This is a genomic window from Jannaschia sp. R86511, from assembly GCF_042466345.1.
Lineage (GTDB): Bacteria > Actinomycetota > Actinomycetes > Actinomycetales > JBBAYJ01 > Aquipuribacter.
In genome coordinates this window covers 1,076,898-1,096,868 of record NZ_JAXHCD010000001.1, presented here as the reverse complement: position 1 = coordinate 1,096,868, position 19,971 = coordinate 1,076,898, and the positions used below count along the sequence as shown (strand labels likewise).

The window sequence follows — 19,971 nt, the reverse complement described above, 5'->3', positions numbered from 1 at the left end:
GGCCGCCAGCACGGGGGCCAGGGCCAGGCCGAGCCAGCGCCGGCGTTCCAGCGACACCACGACGAGCAGGCCCAGGCTCGCCAGCGTGCACAGCGCGACCAGCAGGCCCTCCGCCCGCAGGGTCGGGACCAGGGCCAGCAGCCCGGCCAGCAGCAGGGCCGCGGTGTCCCCCGGCAGCCGGGTCCGACCGCGCCGCAGCCCGACGACGACGGCCACCGCCAGCAGCAGCAGGAGCGTCAGCGGCAGCCCGGCCCGCTGGTCGAGCAGCGCGGTGGCCGCGACCGCCGCGCCGGCGGCGCAGGCCAGCAGCAGCGACCGGGGGGCAGCGCGCTGCGGCGCCGGCCACCACGTCGTCGGCGAACCGCCCGGCCCGGCGCCAGACAGGCCGCCCGGCACAGCACCCGGCACAGCACCCGGCGCACCGCCCGCCGCAGCCCCGACCGTCCCGCTCACGGCTGCACCTGCCCCGGCAGCTCGACCCGCACCCGGCAGCCGACCTCGCTGGGCACCACGGCGATCCGGCCGCCGTGCAGCGCCACCGCCCACCGGGCGATGGCCAGGCCCAGACCCGTCCCGCCGTCCCCGGGCAGGCCGGCCCCGCCGCGGCGGAACCGCTCGAAGACCTCCGCGCGCATCGCCTCCGGCACCCCCGGCCCGTCGTCCTGCACCTCGATCACGACCGCTCCGGACGCGGGCCCGGGTCGGGCCAGCACGCGCACGGCACCGTCGGTCCCACCGTGCCGGCAGGCGTTGTCGAGCAGGTTGGTGAGCACCTGCCGCAGCCGTTGCTCGTCCGCCCAGGCCCGGGTGCCCGGGGGCACGTCGAGGTCGACCGGGCGGCCTCGGTGGGCGCTGCTCACCTGGCCGGCCACGTCGCCGACCAGCACCGCCAGGTCCACGTCGGCGGCGACCAGCTGCCCCGTCCCGCCCTCGGTGCGGGCCAGGTCGAGCAGGTCGTCCAGCAGCAGACCCATCCGCTCGACCTGGGCGAGGGTGTCCCGCAGGGCCTCGTCGTCGGCCGGGCGCACCCCGTCGACCAGGTTCTCCAGCTCCGCGCGCAGCGCCGCGACCGGGGTGCGCAGCTCGTGGGCGACGTTGGCCAGCAGCGCCTGCCGCTGGGCGTCGGCCTCCGCGATCTGGCGGGCCATCGCCGTGAACGCCCGGGCCAGCTCGCCCACCTCGTCCCGGCTGCTGGTGGCCACCTCCGTCGCCGGCCGACCGGCGGCCATCTCGCGAGCGGCGGCCGTCATCTGCCGCAGCGGCGACGTCATCCCGTGGGCCAGCACGTGGGTCAGCAGCAGCGCGACGGCCATGGCCAGGGCCAGCGTCCACAGCACCGGCACCCCCAGCGACCGCTGCCCCAGCTGCGCCACCAGCAGGCCCACGGCCAGGCTGGCCGCCACCACCAGGCCGAGCTTGACCTTGATGGAGCGGACCGGGTCGAGCGGGCGCAGGTCGACCGCGTGGGCCAGCTCGCCCCTCACGCGACGACCTCCAGCGCGTAGCCGACCCCGGTGACGGTGCGGAACCGGTCGGTGCCCAGCTTGCGACGCAGCGCCTTGACGTGGCTGTCGACCGCGCGGGCCGCCCCGGCCCGGGCCCCGGACCGGTCGTCCGGCCAGTCCCACACCTCCACCAGCAGCCGCTCCCGCTCGACCACGGTGCCGGGCCGGCGGGCCAGGGCCAGCACCAGGTCGAACTCCGTGCGGGTCAGGTGCACCGCGGCCCCGTCGACGGTGACGCGGCGGCTGGCGGGGTCCAGCCGCAGCCCGCCGACCTCCAGGGCCGCCGCCGGCGCCCGCTGCTCGGCGGCCAGGACGGCCGCCCGCTCGACCCGGCGCAGCAGGGCGGCCACGCGGGCGACCAGCTCCCGCGGGCTGAACGGCTTGGTCAGGTAGTCGTCGGCGCCGACCGCCAGGCCGATCAGGCGGTCCGTCTCCTCGGCGCGGGCGGTGAGCATGAGCACCGGCACCGGGCGTCGGGCCTGGATGCGCCCGCACACCTCGATCCCGTCCAGGCCGGGCAGCATGACGTCGAGCACCACCACGTCGGGCGGGCCGGCCTCGGCCGCCGCCACGGCGGCCCGCCCGTCGTGCACGACCTCGACCTGGTACCCCTCGCTGACCAGCCGCCGTCGCACGGCGTCCGCGATCGCCGGGTCGTCCTCGACCACCAGCACGCGACGTGCCGTCGCCCCACCGCTCTGCATGGCCACGACGCTATCGGCGGGCGTGCGGGGACCGCCCGGGTGCGACGTGGAGATCCCGTGGAGACCCGAGGTCGTGACGACCCGCACCCGCTCTTCCCGCCACGGCGCCGCCGGGTTAACGTCCGCCATGCCTCAGCACAAGATCCTTCTCGACGAGTCCGAGATGCCGACGCGCTGGTACAACCTCGTCGCCGACCTCCCGTCGCCCCCGCCGCCCCCGCTGCACCCCGGCACGCACGAGCCGGTCGGCCCGGAGGCGTTCGAGGCGCTGTTCCCGATGGCCCTCATCGAGCAGGAGGTGACGACCGAGCGCTGGGTCGACATCCCCGAGGCCGTCCTGGACGTCTACAGGCTCTGGCGGCCGAGCCCGCTGTACCGGGCGCACAACCTGGAGAAGGCGCTCGGCACCCCGGCGAAGATCTACTACAAGTACGAGGGCGTCAGCCCGGCCGGCTCGCACAAGCCCAACACGGCCGTGCCGCAGGCGTACTACAACGCCCAGGCCGGCGTGAAGAAGCTGACCACCGAGACCGGCGCCGGGCAGTGGGGCACAGCGCTGGCGTTCGCGTGCGCGCTGTTCGACCTGACGTGCGAGGTGTGGCAGGTCGGCGCGAGCTACGACCAGAAGCCGTACCGGCGGATGATGATCGAGGCGTTCGGCGCCGTCGTGCACCGCTCCCCCAGCGCGCTCACCGAGGCCGGCCGCGCGATCCTCGCGGACCGGCCCGACCACCCGGGCTCGCTCGGCATCGCGATCAGCGAGGCCGTCGAGGTCGCCGCCCCGGACCCCGAGGTCCGCTACGCCCTGGGCAGCGTGCTCAACCACGTGCTGCTGCACCAGACGATCATCGGCGAGGAGGCGCTGCTGCAGCTCGCGAAGGTCGGGGACACCCCGGACGTCATCGTCGGCTGCACCGGCGGCGGGTCGAACTTCGCCGGGCTGGCGTTCCCGTTCCTGCGCGAGAAGCTGGCCGGGCGCAACGACGCCGTCATCCGGGCCGTCGAGCCGTCGTCGTGCCCGTCGCTCACCCGCGGCGTGTACGCCTACGACTTCGGCGACACGGCCGGGCTGACCCCGCTGATGAAGATGCACACCCTGGGCCACGACTTCGTGCCGGACCCGATCCACTCCGGCGGGCTCCGCTACCACGGCATGGCCCCGCTGATCAGCCACGTGTACGAGCTCGGGCTGATGGAGGCGATCAGCGTCCAGCAGACCGAGGCGTTCGCCGCGGGCCTGCAGTTCGCCCGCAGCGAGGGCATCCTGCCCGCGCCCGAGCCGACCCACGCGCTGGCCGCGTGCATCCGCGAGGCGCTGGAGTGCAAGGAGTCCGGGCAGGAGAAGGTGATCCTCACCGCGCTGTGCGGGCACGGGCACTTCGACCTGGCCGCCTACGACAGCTACCTGTCGGGGCGGATGACCGACGAGGAGGTCAGCCCGGAGCGGTTCCGCGACGCGCTGGCCACGGTGCCGGCCATGTGAGCACCGGCCGGGCCCGGAGCAGGCGCAGGAAGCAGCCCGGGCCCGGCGTGGTTGCCCACGGTCGACGGACGCCCACGGCGGGCGCCCCGACCCACAGGAGACCGCATGAGCATCGTCGTCACCGGCGCCACCGGGCCGTTCGGCCGGCACGTCGTCACCAGCCTGCTCGACCGGGGCGCCGAGCCGGGCGACCTGCTCGCCACCGGGCGCCGCGTCGAGACCCTGGCCGACCTGGCCGAGCGGGGCGTCCGCACCGCCCGGCTGGACTTCGACGACCCGGAGTCGATGCCCGGGCCGCTCGAGGGCGCCCGGACCGTCCTGCTCGTGTCGGGCCCGGAGGTCGGCCGGCGGGTGCCGCAGCACGAGGCGCTGGCGCGAGCGGCCGCGACGGCCGGTGCGTCCCGGCTGGTCTACACCAGCGTCCTGCACGCGGACGTCTCCCCGCTGTCCCTGGCCCCGGAGCACCTGGCCACCGAGCGGTTCGTCGTCGACCTGGACGTGGCCCCGACGTTCCTGCGCAACGGCTGGTACTACGAGAACTACACCGCCCAGCTGCCGGTGTACCTGCAGACCGGCGCGGTCCTGGGCGCAGCCGGCGACGGCCGGGTCAGCGGCGCGCTGCGGGCGGAGCTGGCCGAGGCCGCCGCGGTCGTCCTGCTCGAAGACGGGCACGAGGGCGCCACGTACGAGCTGGGCGCGGACACGCCGTTCACGATGACGGAGCTGGCCGAGACCGTGACCCGGGTGTCCGGCACCCCCGTCGGCTACCGGGACCTGCCGGTGGACGAGCTGGCCGGGGTGCTGCAGCAGGCCGGTCTGCCCGAGCCCGTGGCCACAATGCTGGCCGGGATGGACCTGGCCATCCGCGACGACGCCCTGCTCGCGCGCACCGGCGACCTGGCGCGGCTGCTGGGCCGTACGCCGGCGACGCTGGAGCAGGCCGTCCGGGCCGCCCTGGCCTGAGCCCGCCCCGGCGGGTCGGAGCCTGAGCCGGCCGGCGGGCCCGAACCGGCGCGGGCCCGGGTGCATCAGGACCCGGGCCCGCGCCTCCTGCTGCCGTGACCACGACGACGGCCCCCGGGACGGGCACCCCCACGCCGGTCCCGACGGCGGCCGCGGACCGGCGCCCGGACCCGGGGCGCCCCGGCGCCCGGGCGCGCGAGGTGCCCCGGCTCGGTCGGCTCGTCACCGCGATCGGCCGGCTGCGCCCCGAGGTGCAGGACTGGGCCCCGGCGACCGACGACCTGCGCTGCCGCCGGGCCCGGGCGGGGCTGCTGATCGGCCTGGCCCAGGAGTGCGCGGACGACGGCCGGGTCGACGACGGCTGGGCGTACCTGAACGCGGCCGACCGGGTCAGCCTGGCCCGCCTCGACGACGACGACCTGCGGGTGCTGGCCGGGAGCCTGCGGCTGGAGTGCGCGGCCAAGCTGACCGGCTGGCGCGCGGCGGCCGCGGTGACCAGCCTGGACGGGGCCGACGACACCCGGGCGGCGCTGCTGCCCCGCGTCGCCGCGGCGCGTGAGCTGCTCGACGACGACGCGCAGAACACCTACCTGCGGCTGCGCCTGCTGGGCCGCCGGGTGGCCACGGCGACGACGCTGCTGGCGCTGGTGCTGGCGGTGCTGACCGCGCTGGTGCTCACGGGCTGGGGCGGCCCGGGCCCGGACCGGCCGGTGTTCCTCGACCGCGGGGTGCTGGGCGAGCCCGGCTGGTACGCCCAGGTCTGCCTGCTGGGGGCGCTGGGGGCCATGCTCAGCGCCGCCATCACGGCGATGGACCACGGGTCGGCCCCGCGCGTCTACGAGCTGTCCACCCCGCTCCTGGCCACGGCCGTGGCCCGGGTGCTGGTCGGGTCGGCCGCCGCCGTGGTCACGGTGATGGCGGCCGAGGTCGAGCTGCTGCCGGGTATGACCGACTGGCTGCCCGTGCTGGCCGTGATCTCCGGCTTCAGCGAGCGGCTGGTCCGCCGCGTGGTCGCGACCCTGAGCGAGGCCGCCGAGCACACCAGCCCGCCGCCGGTCCCCCCGTCGACCTCGGTGACGGCCCGCACCTGAGGCCCCGGACCCTCGCCGCCGACCGGGCTCAGCGCCCGAACGGGCAGCCGTCGTCGCAGACCAGCTCTGCGACCACCACGGCCGTGCCGCCCTCGTCGACGACCGACACGGCCGAGACGTCCACCCCGTCCGGCAGCTCGTCGTCGACCCCGAACGCGCGCAGCGTGTCGGTGCGGTCCAGGTCCAGGTCGAGCCCCGCGGCCCGGGCCTCCACCGGCTCCACCAGCAGCCGCCCCTCCTCGACCCGCAGCTGGAGCACGACCTCGACCGGGACCGAGCCCAGCACGGGCACCTCGAACGGCGCCTGCACCTGCAGCCGGTCCGGCGGCAGGGCCGTGGTGCCCGTCAGCACGGCCTGCGCCAGCTCGGCCTGGTCCTCGCCCTGCAGCTGTGTGCTCAGCGCCGCGCCCGCCTCCGCCCGCACGGTCGCCGTCAGCGAGCCGGCGGTCGAGCCGTCGGTGGCCACCCCGTCGGCCCTCACCTCGAGCGCCCGCACCGGCACGCCCTGCACCTGACCGGCGCCCGTCGTCACGTCCAGGCCCTCGAAGCGTCCCCGCGCCAGCCCCAGCAGGACCGAGCCCCGCACCGAGGCGGTCACGTCCTGCAGCTCCTCGCCCGGGTCGGCCACCTGGCCCAGCTCACGGCTGACGACGTCGCCCACCACGGCCTCGACCTGGCCGCGGGCGAACCACTCGGCCGCGGCGACCAGCCCGACCAGCACGGCGACGACGGCGAGCAGGGCGGCGAGCGAGCGCAGGGCGGACACGGCCCCATCGTGCCCGCCGGACGGCCGCGGCGTCCGGTTGTCCGGGTGGTCCGGGTGGTCCGGGTGGTCCGCGTTGTCCGGCTGTCCCGACGGGTACCGGGTCAGCCGCGGGCGACCGGCGTCAGCCGCGGGCGTCCAGGGCGCGCCGCATCCGCACCAGGGCCACCCGACGGTAGGAGTCCTCGACGAGCTCGGCCAGCTCGGTCCAGTCCACCTCGGGCTCGCCCGGCAGGTCCCGGCACTCGAAGGCGAGCCAGCCGCTCGGTCCGTAGTAGGGCGGCACCGTGGCCCGCGGGTGGTGCAGCAGCGCCTCGCGGTCGTTGTCGTCGGGACGCACCAGCAACCGCGTGTCGTCGGGTCCCGCGACGCCGAACTGGGCGAACACGCGGCTGCCCGCGAAGAAGGTGGGGCGCCCGTGCGACTCGCGCTCCTGCGCCTCGGGCAGCGCCAGGCACACCTGCCTGGCCCGGGCCAGCAACGGGTCGTCCTCGTCGTACATCCGCGGGTGCGCCACGACCGGCAGGGTGGCACCGACCCCCGACAGTCCTCGGACGTAGCATCCTGGTCCCGTGGACGACGACGCTCACGCCCAGGTGCCCGGTGGACCCGAGGCCGGGGCGGCCGTGCGACGTCTCGCGCTCGGTGTGCTGATGGGCTGCTTCGAGGGCCCCTCGCTGCCGGGCTGGGTCGAGCAGGACCTGCGTGACGGGCTGGGGTCGCTGTGCCTGTTCGGCTCGAACCTCACCGGTGACGACGCGCAGGCGACCCGTCTGGTCCGGCGGGTGCACGAGCTGGCCCCGGGCTGCCTGGTCGCCCTGGACGAGGAGGGCGGCGACGTCACGCGACTGGACCAGCACCGCGGCAGCCGGACCGTGGGGGCGGCCGTGCTGGGCGAGGCCGACGACGTCAGCCTGACCCGGCAGGTCCACGCCGACCTGGGGGCGCGGCTGGCCGCCGTGGGGGTGGACCTGGACCTGGCCCCCGTCCTGGACGTCAGCAGCAGCCCCGACAACCCCGTCATCGGCAGCCGCAGCTTCGGGGCCGACGCCCGTCACGTGGCCCGGCACGGCACCGCCGCCGTCCGCGGGCTCGCCGACGCGGGCCTCGCCGCCTGCGTCAAGCACTTCCCCGGCCACGGGGACACCAGCGCGGACTCCCACGTGGCGGCCCCGGTGGTCACCGCGTCGGCCGGGCTGCTGCACGAGCGGGAGCTGCTGCCGTTCCGGGCCGCGGTCGAGGCCGGGGCGGAGGCGGTGATGACGGCCCACGTCCGCGTCCCGGCGCTGGACCCCGACCGGCCGGCCTCGACCAGCGCGGTGCTCACCCGGCTGCTGCGTGAGGAGCTCGGCTTCCAGGGGGTCGTCGTCACCGACGCGCTCGACATGGCGGGGGTGAGCGGTCCCGCGGCCCACGGCTCGGTCGAGGCCGCGGCCGTGGCGGCCCTGGTCGCGGGCGCCGACCTGCTCTGCCTGGGCGCGGACTGGTCGCGGGACCGGGTCCACGCCGTGCTCGCGGCGGTGCTGGCCGCGGTCGGTGACGGGACGCTGCCGCAGGCCCGCCTGGCCGAGGCCGCGAGCCGGGTGGCCCGGCTCGGGGACGCGGCGCGGCGGCGCCGGGCCCACGTGGTCACCGTGACCCCGCAGGCCCAAGCGGCCGCGGCGGCCCGGGTGACCCGGGCCGCCTGGGAGGCCACGTCGGTGAGCGGCCGGGTGCCCGCGGTGTCCGGGGCCGTCGTGGTCCGCCTGCTCGACCGGGCCAACGCCGCGGTGGGCGAGGTCCCGTGGGGCCTGCTGGAGCTCGTCCCGGACGCGCTGCCCGGGGCCACGGGGGTGGACGCGGACCCCGGGACCGACCCGGGGGCGGTGCTGGCCCGAGCCGGTGGCCGCGCCCTCGTGGTGCTCGCTCGCGACACCCACCGCTCACCCGCGGTCCGGGCGTGGCTGCAGCGGGTCGTCGCCGAGCGGCCCGACACCGTGCTGGTGGACCTGGGGTGGCCGTCACTGACGACGCCGGTCCCGCCCCGGGGTGCGCTCGTGCGCACCCGCGGGGCGAGCCCGGCGTCGGTCCGTGCGGTCGCCGACCTGCTGGCCGGCGCCGAGGCGCCCCCGGGTGACCCGGGCGGCGCGCCCGGTCAGTAGGGAGGGGCCAGCGACTTCTTGGTGTCGCGGGCCTGCGGGTCGTTGGTCCACCAGAACTCGCGGCCCCACACAGTGCCGAGCGTCGTGCGGCCGTCGGCGTACCAGTCACCCACCGCGGGCGTGCCCGACGGGTGGCCGAAGGTGAGGGTGCCGGAGGAGCCCGGCTTGGTCATCGACTTGAGGTACCAGGTCCGGCCGCGCAGCAGCCCGACGCTGTCCCGCCCGTCGCCGTCCCAGTCGCCGGAGGTGGGCAGGTCGGTCGAGCGGCCCCAGACGATCTTCTGGTTGCTCGATCCCGCGGTGGTGTGGGCGCGCAGGTACCAGGTGCCGCGCCGGTAGACGCCGACGCCGTCGACCCCGTCGCCGTCCCAGTCACCGGCCACGGGACGGTCCCCGCTGGCCCCCCAGCCCACGGCGCGCTGGGTCCCGCCGGCCGTGGCCGTCTGGCGCAGGTAGAAGCGCCCGGCGCGGAACACGCCGATGCCGTCGACCCCGTCGCCGTCCCAGTCGCCCGCGACGGGGCGGTCGCCCGCCTGGCCGAACGCGAACGACGAGACCCGGCCGTTGACCCGGATGGTGAACCGGCCGTCGGAGTAGATGCCCAGGTCGCTCTTGCCGTCGCCGTCGAAGTCCCCGGTCACGACCCCGTCGGGGCGCTCCACCGGCCGGCAGGGGGTGTAGGTCGGTGACGTGTACTTGGGCGCCGGGTCACCGACGAACATCGGGCACGGGCCGTAGTCGCGCTTGGTGACGGCCTTGCCGGTCCACCAGGACGTGCGCTTGAACGCCCCGTCCCAGGACAGCGAGATGTGCACGTGGTCGGTGTGCGGGCTCGCACCGGTGTAGGCCTTCCAGCCGCTGCCCGCGTTCCAGATCCGCTTGTTCCAGATCAGGTACTGGATGCCGAGCCGGTGCGCGTTGCCGCCCGCGACGCCCTTGGCGTCCTTGCCCGACGCCCAGTTGACGAACGCGTCGCCCTTGGCCTTGTCGGCGGAGTTGTAGGCGTTCAGCGCCCAGTCGTACGCGCGTCCCTCCTTGTGCTCGCTCCGGCCGCCGACCGAGCAGGAGCGCGCGGTGCCGCCGGAGTTCGCCTTTCCGTAGGTCGCCTTGAGCAGGCTGCGCATCGCCGTGGCGCCCGGCTTCTCGACCGGGTCGCAGGAGACCTGGCCCAGGTACGGCGAGGGCGACTCGGGGGCGGTGGTGAACGTCTTGGGCGGTCGCGGCACGGGCTGGGCGGCGCTGGCCGGGGAGCCGGTCAGCAGCAGGAACGAGGCCGCCAGCACGACGGTCAGCAGCGAGCCGATCGTCGCGTCCATGACCGCGGGACGGCGGGCGCGATCCCCCCGGGAGCCGGTCCCGCGTGCCTGCGGGACGGCCGGTCGCTGTGGTGTCAGCATGAAGGGTCTCTCTGTGATGAGGGAGTTCAGGTCTCCGCCCTCATCGGCAGGACCCCGACGGACCATAAGCGGCGTCGGGCGCCTGGTCACGTCCCTGCGTGGACCCCGGTCAGCGCAGCCGGTCGTCCTCGAGGGTCCGCAGCCGCAGCCAGCGGTAGCCGTACCCGGCCAGCGGCACCGTCGCCGAACCGTCGTCGGCGACCGCCACCTCGCCACCACCCAGCAGGTCCACCATCGAGCCGTCGTGACGGTCGGCGGCGAAGGACACCTCGACCTGGACCTCGACGTCGTCGAAGGAGTGCAGCGCCAGCAGCACCGCGCCGCGGTACCGGACCACGTGGGCCAGCACGTGCGCGTGGGGCTGGTCGAGAACCTCCAGCTCGCCCCAGCCGAGCTCCGGGCTCTGCCGGTAGCGCCGGGCCAGGTGGGACACGAACGTCAGCAGGGACCCGGGGTCGTCGACCTGGTCGGCCACGTTGACGTGCTCCGGGGACCAGGGCCCGGTCACCACGGGGTTGGGCAGGGCGTCGGCGTCCGCGGTGGAGAAGCCGCCGTTGCCACCGCTGGTCCACTGCATGGGGGTGCGCACGGCCTGGCGGTCGTCGGCGGCGAGGTTCTCGCCCATGCCGATCTCCTCGCCGTAGAACAGCACCGGCGTCCCGGGCAGGCTGAACAGCAGGCTGTAGACCATGCGGGTCCGGCGCTGGTCGCCGTCCGGCTCCTCGCCCAGCATCGGCGGCAGCCGGCGGCGCAGGCCGCGGCCGAACAGCTGGTGCTCGGGCTCCGGGCCGAAGGCGTCGAAGACCTCCTGCCGCTCGTTGGTGTCCAGCTTGTCGAGGGTCAGCTCGTCGTGGTTGCGGACGAACGTCGCCCACTGCGAGCGCACCGCCGTGGCCGGCCGCTCGGCCAGCGAGCGGGCCAGGGGCCGCGCGTCGGAGCGGGCCAGGGACAGGTACATCTGCTGCATCGTGACGAAGTCGAACTGCATGTCGAGCTCGTCGCCGTCGGCGCCGCCGAAGAACTCCAGCTGCTGCGAGCGTGGCAGGTTGACCTCGCCCAGCATGATCGCCTCGCTGTCGCGCAGGGCCAGGAACTCCCGCAGGTCGCGCAGGAAGTCGTGCGGCTCCGGGAAGTCCTCGGCGTCGTCCGGGCCCATCCCCTCCGTCTCGATCAGGTACGGCACCGCGTCGACCCGGAAGCCGCTGATCCCGAGCTCGAGCCAGAAACCCCATGATCTTGGTGATCTCGTCGCGGACGGCGGGGTTGGCCACGTTGAGGTCGGGCTGGTGGGCGTAGAACCGGTGCAGGTACCACTCGCCGCTGGGCTCGTCGAGGGTCCAGATGCCGCCCTCCTCGTCCGGGAACACCACCTCGGCCGAGGTGTCCTCCGGCTCGGTGTCGCGCCAGACGTAGTAGTCGCGGAACGGCGAGTCCTTGCCCGCCAGCGCCGACCGGAACCACGGGTGGTCGGCCGAGGTGTGGTTGACGACCAGGTCGACGATGACGCGCATCCCCCGGTCGCGGGCCAGGCGCACCAGCGGCACGACGTCGCCGAGGCTGCCCAGCCGCGGGTCGACGCCGTAGAAGTCGGTGATGTCGTAGCCGTCGTCGCGCTCGGCCGTCGGGTAGAACGGCATCAGCCACAGGCAGGTGACGCCCAGGTCGGCCAGGTGGTCCAGCCGTCGGGTGAGGCCGTGGAAGTCCCCCGTGCCGTCGCCGTCGGAGTCGGCGAAGGTCTCGACGTCCAGGCAGTAGACGACGGCGCTCTTCCACCACATGTCGGCGCGGGCGGCGGTGCTCACGTCAGCAGCTCCCGGGAGTCGGTGGTGGCCGTCCCGGCCGAGGTGCGCGCGGGGGTGACCGGCTCGGCCCGGGTCACGTCCAGCTGGGGCAGGACGTGCTCGCCGTAGGCGTGGACGAACGCCTCCTGCTCGCGGCCGACGTGGTGCACCGCGATCTCGTCGAAGCCGAGCTCGGCGAAGCCGGCCAGCCAGGCCGCGTGCTGGGCCAGGTCGCTGGAGACCAGGACGACCTCGCGCACCTGCTCGGGCGTGACCTGGTCGCCGACCTCGTCGAAGTGCTCGACGGTCTCCAGGTCCCAGCACACGGGCGGGGCGAACACGTTGCCGCGCCACTGGTCGTGCGCCAGCGCCATGGCCTCGTCGTCGGTGGGCGCCCACGACACGTGGACCTGCAGCCGCAGCGGGCCCGGGCCGTCGTGGGAGCGGTACGCGTCGACCATCGTCCGGAGCTTCTCGTGCGGGGCGTTGGTGGTGACCAGCCCGTCGGCCCACGACGCGACCCAGGCGGCGGTCTCCGGCGTCACGGCGGGGCCGATGAGCGCGGGCGGCACCTCGGGCCGGGTCCACAGCCGGGCCCGGTCGACGGTGACGAGCCCGTCGTGGCTGACCTCCTCACCGGCCAGCAGCGCGCGGATGACCTGCACGCACTCCAGCAGCCGCTGGTTGCGGACGCTCTTGGCCGGCCAGCGGTCGCCGGTGATGTGCTCGTTGGAGTTCTCCCCCGAGCCGAGCGCCACCCACAGCCGCTGCGGGAACATGGCCGACAGGGTGGCCATCGCCTGGGCGACGATCGCCGGGTGGTAGCGCTGCCCGGGGGCGTTGACGACGCCGAACGGCAGGCTCGTGCTGGCCATCGCGGCGCCCAGCCAGGACCAGGCGAAGCCGGAGTGGCCCTGCCGCACGCTCCAGGGCGAGAAGTGGTCGCTGGACATGCCGCCGGTGAAGCCCACCTCCTCGGCGAGCTGCACGGCGCGCAGCAGGTCGGAGGGGTGGACCTGCTCGTGGGAGGCGTGGAGGCCGATGACTGTCATCGCCCCGGCGGTACCCGGGCCCGACCGCGACGAAACGCCGACGCGGTTAGGCTGCCCGACCGTGACGGACGGGGGGCGGCTGCGGCTGGGGCTGCTGCTGGCCCACGACCTGGCCCCCGAGCGGGCGGCCCGGCTCGCCGACCGGCTGCCGGACGTGCTCGCCGCCCGCTTCGGGGTGACCGGCTGGGACGTGTCGGTCGTCCGCGAGCCGCCCGTCTCCCCCGCCCCGGACGCCCGGGCGCTGGTCGACCTGGGCCGGACCCGGCTGCTGGAGCACGACTGGGACCTGGCCGTCGTGCTCACGGACCTGCCGCTGCGCCTGGACCGTCGCCCGGTCACCGCCCACGCGAGCCCGCTGCACGGCGTCGGGCTGCTGAGCGTGCCCGCCCTGGGGGCCGTCCAGGTCGCCCGGCGGACGCAGGACGCCGTGGTGGGGCTGGTCGAGGCCCTGCTGGGCGGGGACGACGACCGCGAGGACCTGGCCGAGCGGGTACGGGAGCTGCAGGGCGACGACGACGTGGCCCGCTCCGGCGGGACGGTGGCGCTGGCCGCCCGCGTGCTCGTCGGCAACCTGCGCCTGCTGCTGGGCATGGTGCGGGCCAACCGGCCGTGGCGGCTGGCGCTGCGGCTGTCGCGGACGCTGTCGGCCGCGGCCGCGGCCGGGGTGCTCGCGCTGATCACCCCCGACGTCTGGCTGCTGGCCGACGCCTACGGCCCGGTGCGGCTGGCGCTGCTGGCCGTCGCCTCCGTCGTGGTGACCGCCGTGGCGCTGGTGGCGGGGGCCGGGCTGTGGGAGCGGCACGGCGGGCGCGGCTCGCGCCGCCAGGTCGCGCTGTTCAACCTGGCCACCAGCCTGACGGTGCTGATCGGGGTCACGGCCCTGCACCTGGCCCTGCTCGTGGTCTCGCTGGTGGGGGCGTTCGCCCTGGTGGTCCCCGACGTGCTCGCCGACGCCGTCGGCCACGACGTCGGACCGCTCGACCTGGTCCGGCTCGCGTGGTTCACCACCATCCTGTCCACCGTCGCGGGGGCGCTGGGGGCCGGGCTCGAGAGCGACGAGGCCGTCCGCGAGGCGGCCTACACCTACCGGGCCGGGGCGGTGCCGTCCGAGCCGCAGGGCGCCCGCCCGGGTTCCGCCGCGGAGGACCCCACCGACGGGCCCGCCCGGGGCTAGCGTGGTCGGATGGCCGACGAGGGGGTCCTGTTCGAGGGGCTGCGGCTCGGCAGCGCCCAGGCCTTCGCGCTGCTGCTCGACGAGTACGACCCGCCCATGCGGCGCCTCGCTCGGCTCTACGTGCCCGAGGAGCAGGTCGGCCCGCTGGTGCGCCAGACCTGGTCGACGGCGCTGCCCGGGCTGGACATGTTCACCTGGCACACGACGCTGCGCGCCTGGGTGAGCGGCATCTTCGTCACCTACGGCCGGGCCTGGCGCACGGCGGCGCCCGACGCCGTCCCGGCAGTCGCGCCCGCTCCGCCGCCGGCGCCGCGGGGCGACGACCCCGGCACGGACGTCGAGGTGCCCTGGGGCAGCCTCGGCTGGTCCGGGCTGTGGGCCGACGACGACTGGCGGCTGCTCGAGGGCGTGATGTCGAGCCAGCCGCTGGCGGTCCGCGAGGTGCTGTGGCTGCGCGACGTCGAGGGCTGGTCGTGGCGTGAGGTGCTCGACGCGCTGGGCCTGACCGCGGCCCAGGGCGAGCAGCTGCTGGTCCGGGGGCGGGAGGAGCTCGCCGCGTGGGTGGCCGCCCACGTCGGGGCGGGGCCCGACCCCGACGGGCAGGGGCGGGAGCGCACCGACGGCGTCGCCACCCTGCTGGGTGCGCTGCGCCCGGTCCACGCCGGGCGTGCGACGGACGCCGAGCTGCAGCGCTCGTTCACCGCCTGGCGCCGGCACCGTGGTGTGCGGCCGTGGCGGCGGTGGCACTGGGAGCTGCGGACCGCGACGAGGACCCGCCCGCCCGCCGCCGACGTCCCCGCCCCGGGGGCGGCGTCCCGCGGCGGCTGAGGGAGCCCGGGTCAGCCGGTCAGCGGGTCAGCCGGTCCCGGTCCAGTAGGCACGGAACACGTCGCCGGTGTGCTGGTAGCCCAGCCGGACGCCGTCCCGGTAGAGCACGTCGAGACCGTCGACCCGGACCTCGTCGGCGCCCCCGTGGTTGACGAGCACGGCCAGCTGGTCCGGCGGTTCGACCAGCTCGCCCGCGGCGGGCCGGGCGCGCACGCACCCCTCGACGACGCGGCCAGCCCGGGTCCTGGTGACGCCGGCGAACGGGCTGCCCCCGTCGCAGACCACGACCTCGACCCGGGTGCCGCCGTCGGCCACGACGCGCGCCTCGGCCTGCAGCACGTGGATCGGGCGCCGCACCTGCGGCAGCGGCAGCAGCACGCTGTCCTCGTAGGTCAGGGGCGCGGTCAGGGACATCGACTCCCCGCCACGCCAGGGCTCGAACGCGTCGGGCGACAGCCACCAGCCCGCCCCCGCCAGCAGCCCGAGCACGGCCACGACCGCCACCGCCGGCCGCCGCAGCGCCCGCTGCGTGCGCGGTGCCCTCGGCGTCCCGGTCGGCGGCCCGCCGTCCGTGCTCACCGGCTGCGTCGTCGCCACCCGGTACCTCCTCCGTCCCGGGGAGTCTGACCGGTCAGGGGCCCCGGCGCCAGGACGCCGACCGGGTGTCGCACGGACGGGCCCGGCCCGGGGGTCTCCCAGCGGACGCCCAGCCTGGTGCCGCATGCTCCCGGCGTGCAGTCGGCGAGCAGGGCGTCCTCGGTCGCGGTCGTCGTCAACGAGGGGGCACGACGGGGGGCCCGGGCGCTGGAGCGGGCGGTGCGGGAGCTGGAGGTGCGCGGGGTCCCGGTGCGGGCCGCTCACGCCGCGGGCCTGCTCGCGCACTCCGACGTCGTCATGGGGCTGCTGCCGCTGGGCACGGCCAACGACCTGAGCCGCACCCTCGGCCTGCCCCGTCGCCTGGACGCGGCCTGCGAGGTGGTCGCCCACGGCGACGTGGTCGACGTGGACCTGGGCCGGGCCGACGGCCGGGCGTTCGTCAACGTGGCCTCCGCCGGGCTCTCGGTCGGGGTGACCGAGCACCTGGACCCGGCCCTCAAGCGCCGGCTCGGCAGCGGCGCCTACCCCGTGGCGCTGCTGCGCGCCTACCGACGGCACCAGCCCTTCGCGGCGACCCTGGCGTTCCCGGACGGCGACCGGGCCCCGCTGCGCTGGGAGGGCCTGCTGCAGGTGGCCGTCGGCAACGGCCGGCACCACGGGGGCGGCAACGCCGTCTCGCCCACCGCGAGCATCGACGACGACCTGCTCGACGTCTACGCGATCCGGGTGGCCGGGGTCCGCGAGCACCTGGCGATCGCCCGGGCCCTGAAGGACGGCTCGTTCGTGGCCCACCCGGCCGTGGAGCACGTCACCACGCGCCGGCTGCACCTGGTGACCTCCCCACCCACCCCGCTCAACCTGGACGGCGAGGTGGTCGGCCTGACCCCGACCTCCTTCGAGGTGGACCGCAACGCTCTGCACGTGCTGGTGCCCGCCGGGTCGACCGCCGCGGTGCACGACGGGCCCCGTCGACCGGGGGCGTGAGGGGCGGGCGCGGTGGTCTGCGTCGGCCTGCACCACTCGGGCTGAGTTCCGCCGAACCGGTGGACGCCGTCGGGCCCGGCGTCGAGGATGACGGACGTGCAGCCCCCTCCACAGGGACGGCGACCGGTCGGAGGGTTCTCCGCGGGGGCGTTCGGTCTCGTCGCCGCCCTTCTGCTGGCTGTCCTCACGCCGGTGCACGCGTCGGCAGGTACGGCGTCGGTGGTCGTGACAGACGTCCCCGTGCCGCCGCGTGCCGCCCCGTCGGGGGTGGCAGTCGTGGCCAGCAGCGAGGCCGGGGTGCTCGTCGTCCGCGAGTCGCGCGACCCTGCCGCGCGCCCCTTCGCGTGGCTGCCGACCGACGGTGAACCTGTATGGACGCATGTGGGCGGCACCGACCTGCTGGGGACGAAGCTCGTCATGGGGTCCGAGGGAGACACCCTGCGGACCCACGACCTCCTCACGGGCGAGACCGAGGTCAGGACCATGCCCGAGGGGACGCAGTGGGTGAGCGTCGGCACGGCAGGCGTCGTCGTCAGCTCACGCTCCGAGCACACGGACGGCGTCGAGGTGTCGGTCGTGCGTCCGGATGGCAGTGTCGTGCCCGCCACCGGCCTCTCGTACGGGGTGGACTACCTGGGCGGAAGACCGACGCACGACGACGTGGTCGTCGCCTCGTCGTGGGACCGCGCGGCAGGTGTCCGGCGATATCACCTGCTCGACACGAGAACGGCGCACGCCGTGACGATCGACACCGACCTGCGCGTTCTCACCACCAGCGTCGTGCAGGACGGGGACCAGCTCGCGTGGTGGTCGCACGACGACGGCCGCTGGCAGGCACCTGATGACGACACCTTCCACGTCAGCGTGACCACGCTCACCGACGGCGTGCCGGGTGAGATCCGCTACTCCGAAGCGTTCCCGCGCGACGGCTACGCCCTTCCGGCCATCGTCCTGGCGGACGGGGAGGTCCTGCTCAGCGGGTCGGCCTACGTGCCCGAGCGATCCAAGGGGACGCTACAGCTGCGGCCACCCGTCACCCTCCAGAGGGTGACGGACGACGGGGCGGTGGAGCCGGTCGCCGAGACGCAGCCCGTCCTCGCGGGCCCGACCGGGGGCTTGCTGACCTCTGACGGCGCCCACGTCGTCGCCCTGCCGGCGACGACGCAGGACCCGGGCGCCGACTCGGTGCCGGTGTGGTCCGCACCGCACGACCAGCTGGCGCCGCAGGCGGTCGCCCTCGACGGCGCACGGCTCCTCGTCGCGGCGGCCGACGTGCGGTGGTGGGACCCCGACGCCCTCGAGGCCCCGGCTCCGACCCCGTCCGGGGTGCTCGCGGACACCGCCGGCACCGACCTACGGGTGCACCGGGGCGGCGCGCTGGTCTCCGGCGACAGGTTCGGGTCGTCGTTGACGGCGGCGCTGCCGGGTCACGCCGCCCCCGGAGGCATCGCGGGGGTGCCCGTACCGACCGGCACCCTGTCGGGTGACCGGATCCTCATCCCGGGCGGGTACCTGGACGACCTCGCCACGGGAACGGGCCTGCGGACCGCCCCGGAGGCCGCCTTGCACGACGGAGTCCTCTGGCGGCGCGCCGACGAGCTGCTGGCGGGCCGTTTCGTCTACCCGGAGCTGCTGCCCGGGCTGCTCGTCGGCAGGAGCCTCGACGACGGCGCGACACGCACGCTCAGGCCGTCGGCGGGGTGTCAGGTGGAGAGGCAACGAGCCATGCAAGCGGCCGGTCGCTGGTTGCTCGTGCCCTGCCGCCAGGGAGCCGAGGTGCTCGACGTGATGGGCGAGGTGCCACCGCAGCCGGTGGAGTGGAACGACGACTTCCGCCTGGGCAACGGCGCGTTGCTGCGGACCGTGGAGTCCCAGGAGGGCCGGGTGCTGCAGTGGCGAGCGCTGGGCGCCGGCGCCGAGTCGTGGCAGGACCTCGGCCCGGTACGCACCACGCGAGAGGGTGAGGTCGCGTGGCAGACGGTGGCCGTGTCCTCCTGGGGTCCGGACGTCGCCGCGGCCTGGATCACCCCGGAGGGGCGTGTCCACCACGCGGCACTGCCCGCCACCGCCGTCGATCCCACTCCACCGACCGGGCCGTCGACGGCACCCCCGCCCGCGACCGACGTCGCAGTGTCCTACCCCGACGACGGCGCGGTGACCGTCACGTGGGAGCACCCCGGCGCGACGGGACTCCTCGGCCACTTCGTCAGGCTGCGATCGCGGAACGGGACCACGTACGGCCCCCTGAGGCTCCTGCCGCCGGACGCTCGGTCACTGCGGGTCGACCGGGTGCACCTCGACGAGTACACGGTCGAGGTCGAGCCGGCGGGCCCTGCGGGACGCGCACCTGCGGCCACCGCGTCCGTCCGGCCGCGTCTCGTCCGACCGGCTCCACCGAGCGACTTCCACGTCGACTGGCCGGGCCTGGCGGGCCGGACCACGCAGGTCCTGTGGACCCAGGCGACCGGTGAGCGCCCGACCCCGACCGCCCACGAGGTGTGGGTCGACGACGAGCTCGTAGCCACGTACCCCTACTCCAGCACCGTCTACGACACCCGGAGCGACCGCACCTCGCACATCACCACCATCAGCACACCCACGGCGGGGCAGTACAGGGTCCGGGTCGTCGCCCGGCTCGGCGACTGGGCCGAATCCACCCCCACGTCCACGACCCGGCTGCCGGGACCGGACCTGGTCCCGCCCCGCGTCACCGGCACGTCCCTACCGGCGGCAGCAACCGGCACGTCGGTGCGCTACGCGTTCACCGGGGCCGACGACCGCTGGAGGTTCGAGGGGTTCCAGGTGCGCGTCCGCAGCGCGCGGGCACGCCAGCCGCTGGGGGCCTGGACCTACCCGACGCCCTGGGCCGCTCTGCCGCACACCGCCACCGGCGTCACGGTGGCGCTGGCCGAGGGTGAGACCCGGTGCGTCCAGGTCCGGGTGAAGGACCTCGACGGCAACCGCTCGGCGTGGTCGGTCGAGCGCTGTACGACCCGAGCCGTCGACGACCGGCACCTCGTCGCCGCCGGCACCCACGCTCGTCAGACGCCCTCGACGGCCATGATGCGCACGGTGACCCGCCTGGACCGCCGTGGCAGTCATGTCCGCCTGTCGGCGAACCGTACGGACGCGGTGTGGCTCGTGGCGACGCGGTGCCCCACGTGCGGTGTCGTGGAGGTCATGAACGACGGCGTGGTGCTGGCCCGCGTCGACCTGCGCTCACCCTCGACCCGGGCGCAGCAGGTCGTGCGCGTCCCGCTTGGCCGCGCGCACCGCAGCGGCACGTTCGCGGTGCGCTCTGCGTCGGACCGTCCCGCGCACATCGACGGACTCGTGCTCCGGTCGTACTAGGACCAGGACGGGTTGGTAGCAGGCCGTGCCACTACCGGGACAAGGACCAGGAGCCGTCGTGAGACCTCCTACGCCATCCGGGGCCGGAGCCTCGTCAGTCCGCGATCAGGCGCAGCATGAACAGCCCCCGTCCTACGACCATCGAGCGGGCCCGCCA

Annotated in this window: 16 protein-coding genes and 1 pseudogene; 8 read left to right on the top strand and 9 right to left on the bottom strand. The window is 75.7% G+C overall.

Annotation, left to right across the window (positions count from 1 at the left end):
* Nucleotides 1–449: 449 nt before the first annotated feature.
* A complete protein-coding gene (locus SJY06_RS05390; RefSeq protein WP_380165392.1) occupies nt 450–1,484 on the bottom strand; it encodes an ATP-binding protein in 1,035 nt (344 codons plus the stop codon).
* Entirely contained in the window at nt 1,481–2,209 is a 729-nt protein-coding gene (locus SJY06_RS05385; protein WP_380165390.1) for a response regulator transcription factor, read from the bottom strand. Before SJY06_RS05385 ends, SJY06_RS05390 begins: the two co-directional genes overlap by 4 nt.
* A 127-nt stretch (nt 2,210–2,336) precedes the next feature.
* On the opposite strand from SJY06_RS05385, the gene SJY06_RS05380 reads away from it, so the two are divergent.
* The 3 genes from SJY06_RS05380 (at nt 2,337) to SJY06_RS05370 (ending at nt 5,746) form a co-directional block, all read left to right on the top strand.
* Nucleotides 2,337–3,692 carry a TrpB-like pyridoxal phosphate-dependent enzyme gene (locus SJY06_RS05380; protein WP_380165388.1) on the top strand — a complete coding sequence of 452 codons (1,356 nt, stop codon included), beginning with the start codon at nt 2,337–2,339 and terminating at the stop codon, nt 3,690–3,692.
* Between the two features lie 105 nt (nt 3,693–3,797).
* Nucleotides 3,798–4,655: an NmrA family NAD(P)-binding protein gene (locus tag SJY06_RS05375; protein ID WP_380165386.1), complete on the top strand. Its 858-nt coding sequence runs from the start codon at nt 3,798–3,800 to the stop codon at nt 4,653–4,655.
* 95 nt (nt 4,656–4,750) lie between these two features.
* Nucleotides 4,751–5,746, top strand: a complete 996-nt coding sequence (locus SJY06_RS05370) for a hypothetical protein (protein ID WP_380165384.1) — start codon at nt 4,751–4,753, stop codon at nt 5,744–5,746.
* A 28-nt stretch (nt 5,747–5,774) separates the two neighbouring features.
* Here SJY06_RS05370 and SJY06_RS05365 read toward each other — a convergent pair whose 3' ends face one another.
* On the bottom strand, nt 5,775–6,512 hold the full coding sequence (locus SJY06_RS05365) for a hypothetical protein (protein WP_380165382.1): 738 nt from the start codon (nt 6,510–6,512) through the stop codon (nt 5,775–5,777).
* A 121-nt stretch (nt 6,513–6,633) separates the two neighbouring features.
* Complete coding sequence (locus SJY06_RS05360) at nt 6,634–7,026, bottom strand: MmcQ/YjbR family DNA-binding protein (RefSeq protein ID WP_380165380.1); 393 nt, start codon at nt 7,024–7,026, stop codon at nt 6,634–6,636.
* A 55-nt stretch (nt 7,027–7,081) separates the two neighbouring features.
* On the opposite strand from SJY06_RS05360, the gene SJY06_RS05355 reads away from it, so the two are divergent.
* Nucleotides 7,082–8,650 carry a glycoside hydrolase family 3 N-terminal domain-containing protein gene (locus tag SJY06_RS05355; RefSeq protein ID WP_380165378.1) on the top strand — a complete coding sequence of 523 codons (1,569 nt, stop codon included), beginning with the start codon at nt 7,082–7,084 and terminating at the stop codon, nt 8,648–8,650.
* On the opposite strand, the gene SJY06_RS05350 is transcribed toward SJY06_RS05355, so the two are convergent.
* From SJY06_RS05350 to SJY06_RS05335, 4 genes and pseudogenes are all read right to left on the bottom strand, one after another.
* Nucleotides 8,644–9,966, bottom strand: coding sequence for a hypothetical protein (locus tag SJY06_RS05350; RefSeq protein ID WP_380165376.1), 1,323 nt, complete (start codon nt 9,964–9,966; stop codon nt 8,644–8,646). The two genes, SJY06_RS05355 and SJY06_RS05350, sit on opposite strands and share 7 nt — an antisense overlap.
* 190 nt (nt 9,967–10,156) lie before the next feature.
* Nucleotides 10,157–11,230: a hypothetical protein gene (locus tag SJY06_RS05345; RefSeq protein ID WP_380165374.1), complete on the bottom strand. Its 1,074-nt coding sequence runs from the start codon at nt 11,228–11,230 to the stop codon at nt 10,157–10,159.
* Between the two features lie 109 nt (nt 11,231–11,339).
* Nucleotides 11,340–11,825, bottom strand: a pseudogene (locus SJY06_RS05340) (alpha-amylase family glycosyl hydrolase); the annotation flags it as partial.
* Between the two features lie 20 nt (nt 11,826–11,845).
* Complete coding sequence (locus SJY06_RS05335; protein WP_380165372.1) at nt 11,846–12,880, bottom strand: TIGR03885 family FMN-dependent LLM class oxidoreductase; 1,035 nt, start codon at nt 12,878–12,880, stop codon at nt 11,846–11,848.
* A gap of 61 nt (nt 12,881–12,941) precedes the next feature.
* Between SJY06_RS05335 and SJY06_RS05330 the strand changes: the two genes are divergently transcribed.
* Nucleotides 12,942–14,054 (top strand): hypothetical protein, encoded by a 1,113-nt coding sequence (locus SJY06_RS05330; protein ID WP_380165370.1) that lies wholly within the window; start codon nt 12,942–12,944, stop codon nt 14,052–14,054.
* Between the two features lie 9 nt (nt 14,055–14,063).
* On the top strand, nt 14,064–14,882 hold the full coding sequence (locus tag SJY06_RS05325; RefSeq protein ID WP_380165368.1) for an RNA polymerase sigma factor: 819 nt from the start codon (nt 14,064–14,066) through the stop codon (nt 14,880–14,882).
* Between the two features lie 27 nt (nt 14,883–14,909).
* On the opposite strand, the gene SJY06_RS05320 is transcribed toward SJY06_RS05325, so the two are convergent.
* Entirely contained in the window at nt 14,910–15,479 is a 570-nt protein-coding gene (locus tag SJY06_RS05320; RefSeq protein ID WP_380165366.1) for a hypothetical protein, read from the bottom strand.
* Between the two features lie 135 nt (nt 15,480–15,614).
* Between SJY06_RS05320 and SJY06_RS05315 the strand changes: the two genes are divergently transcribed.
* Nucleotides 15,615–16,463, top strand: a complete 849-nt coding sequence (locus tag SJY06_RS05315) for a diacylglycerol kinase family protein (RefSeq protein ID WP_380165364.1) — start codon at nt 15,615–15,617, stop codon at nt 16,461–16,463.
* Between the two features lie 225 nt (nt 16,464–16,688).
* Nucleotides 16,689–19,814: a hypothetical protein gene (locus SJY06_RS05310; protein ID WP_380165362.1), complete on the top strand. Its 3,126-nt coding sequence runs from the start codon at nt 16,689–16,691 to the stop codon at nt 19,812–19,814.
* The last annotated feature ends 157 nt before the right edge of the window (nt 19,815–19,971 follow it).

Coding starts and splice junctions, on each gene's coding strand:
- SJY06_RS05335 (WP_380165372.1), bottom strand. CDS start 12,880: ATGACAGTCATCGGCCTCCACGCCTCCCACGAGCAGGTCCACCCCTCC.
- SJY06_RS05350 (WP_380165376.1), bottom strand. CDS start 9,966: ATGGACGCGACGATCGGCTCGCTGCTGACCGTCGTGCTGGCGGCCTCG.
- SJY06_RS05385 (WP_380165390.1), bottom strand. CDS start 2,209: ATGCAGAGCGGTGGGGCGACGGCACGTCGCGTGCTGGTGGTCGAGGAC.
- SJY06_RS05380 (WP_380165388.1), top strand. CDS start 2,337: ATGCCTCAGCACAAGATCCTTCTCGACGAGTCCGAGATGCCGACGCGC.
- SJY06_RS05325 (WP_380165368.1), top strand. CDS start 14,064: ATGGCCGACGAGGGGGTCCTGTTCGAGGGGCTGCGGCTCGGCAGCGCC.
- SJY06_RS05375 (WP_380165386.1), top strand. CDS start 3,798: ATGAGCATCGTCGTCACCGGCGCCACCGGGCCGTTCGGCCGGCACGTC.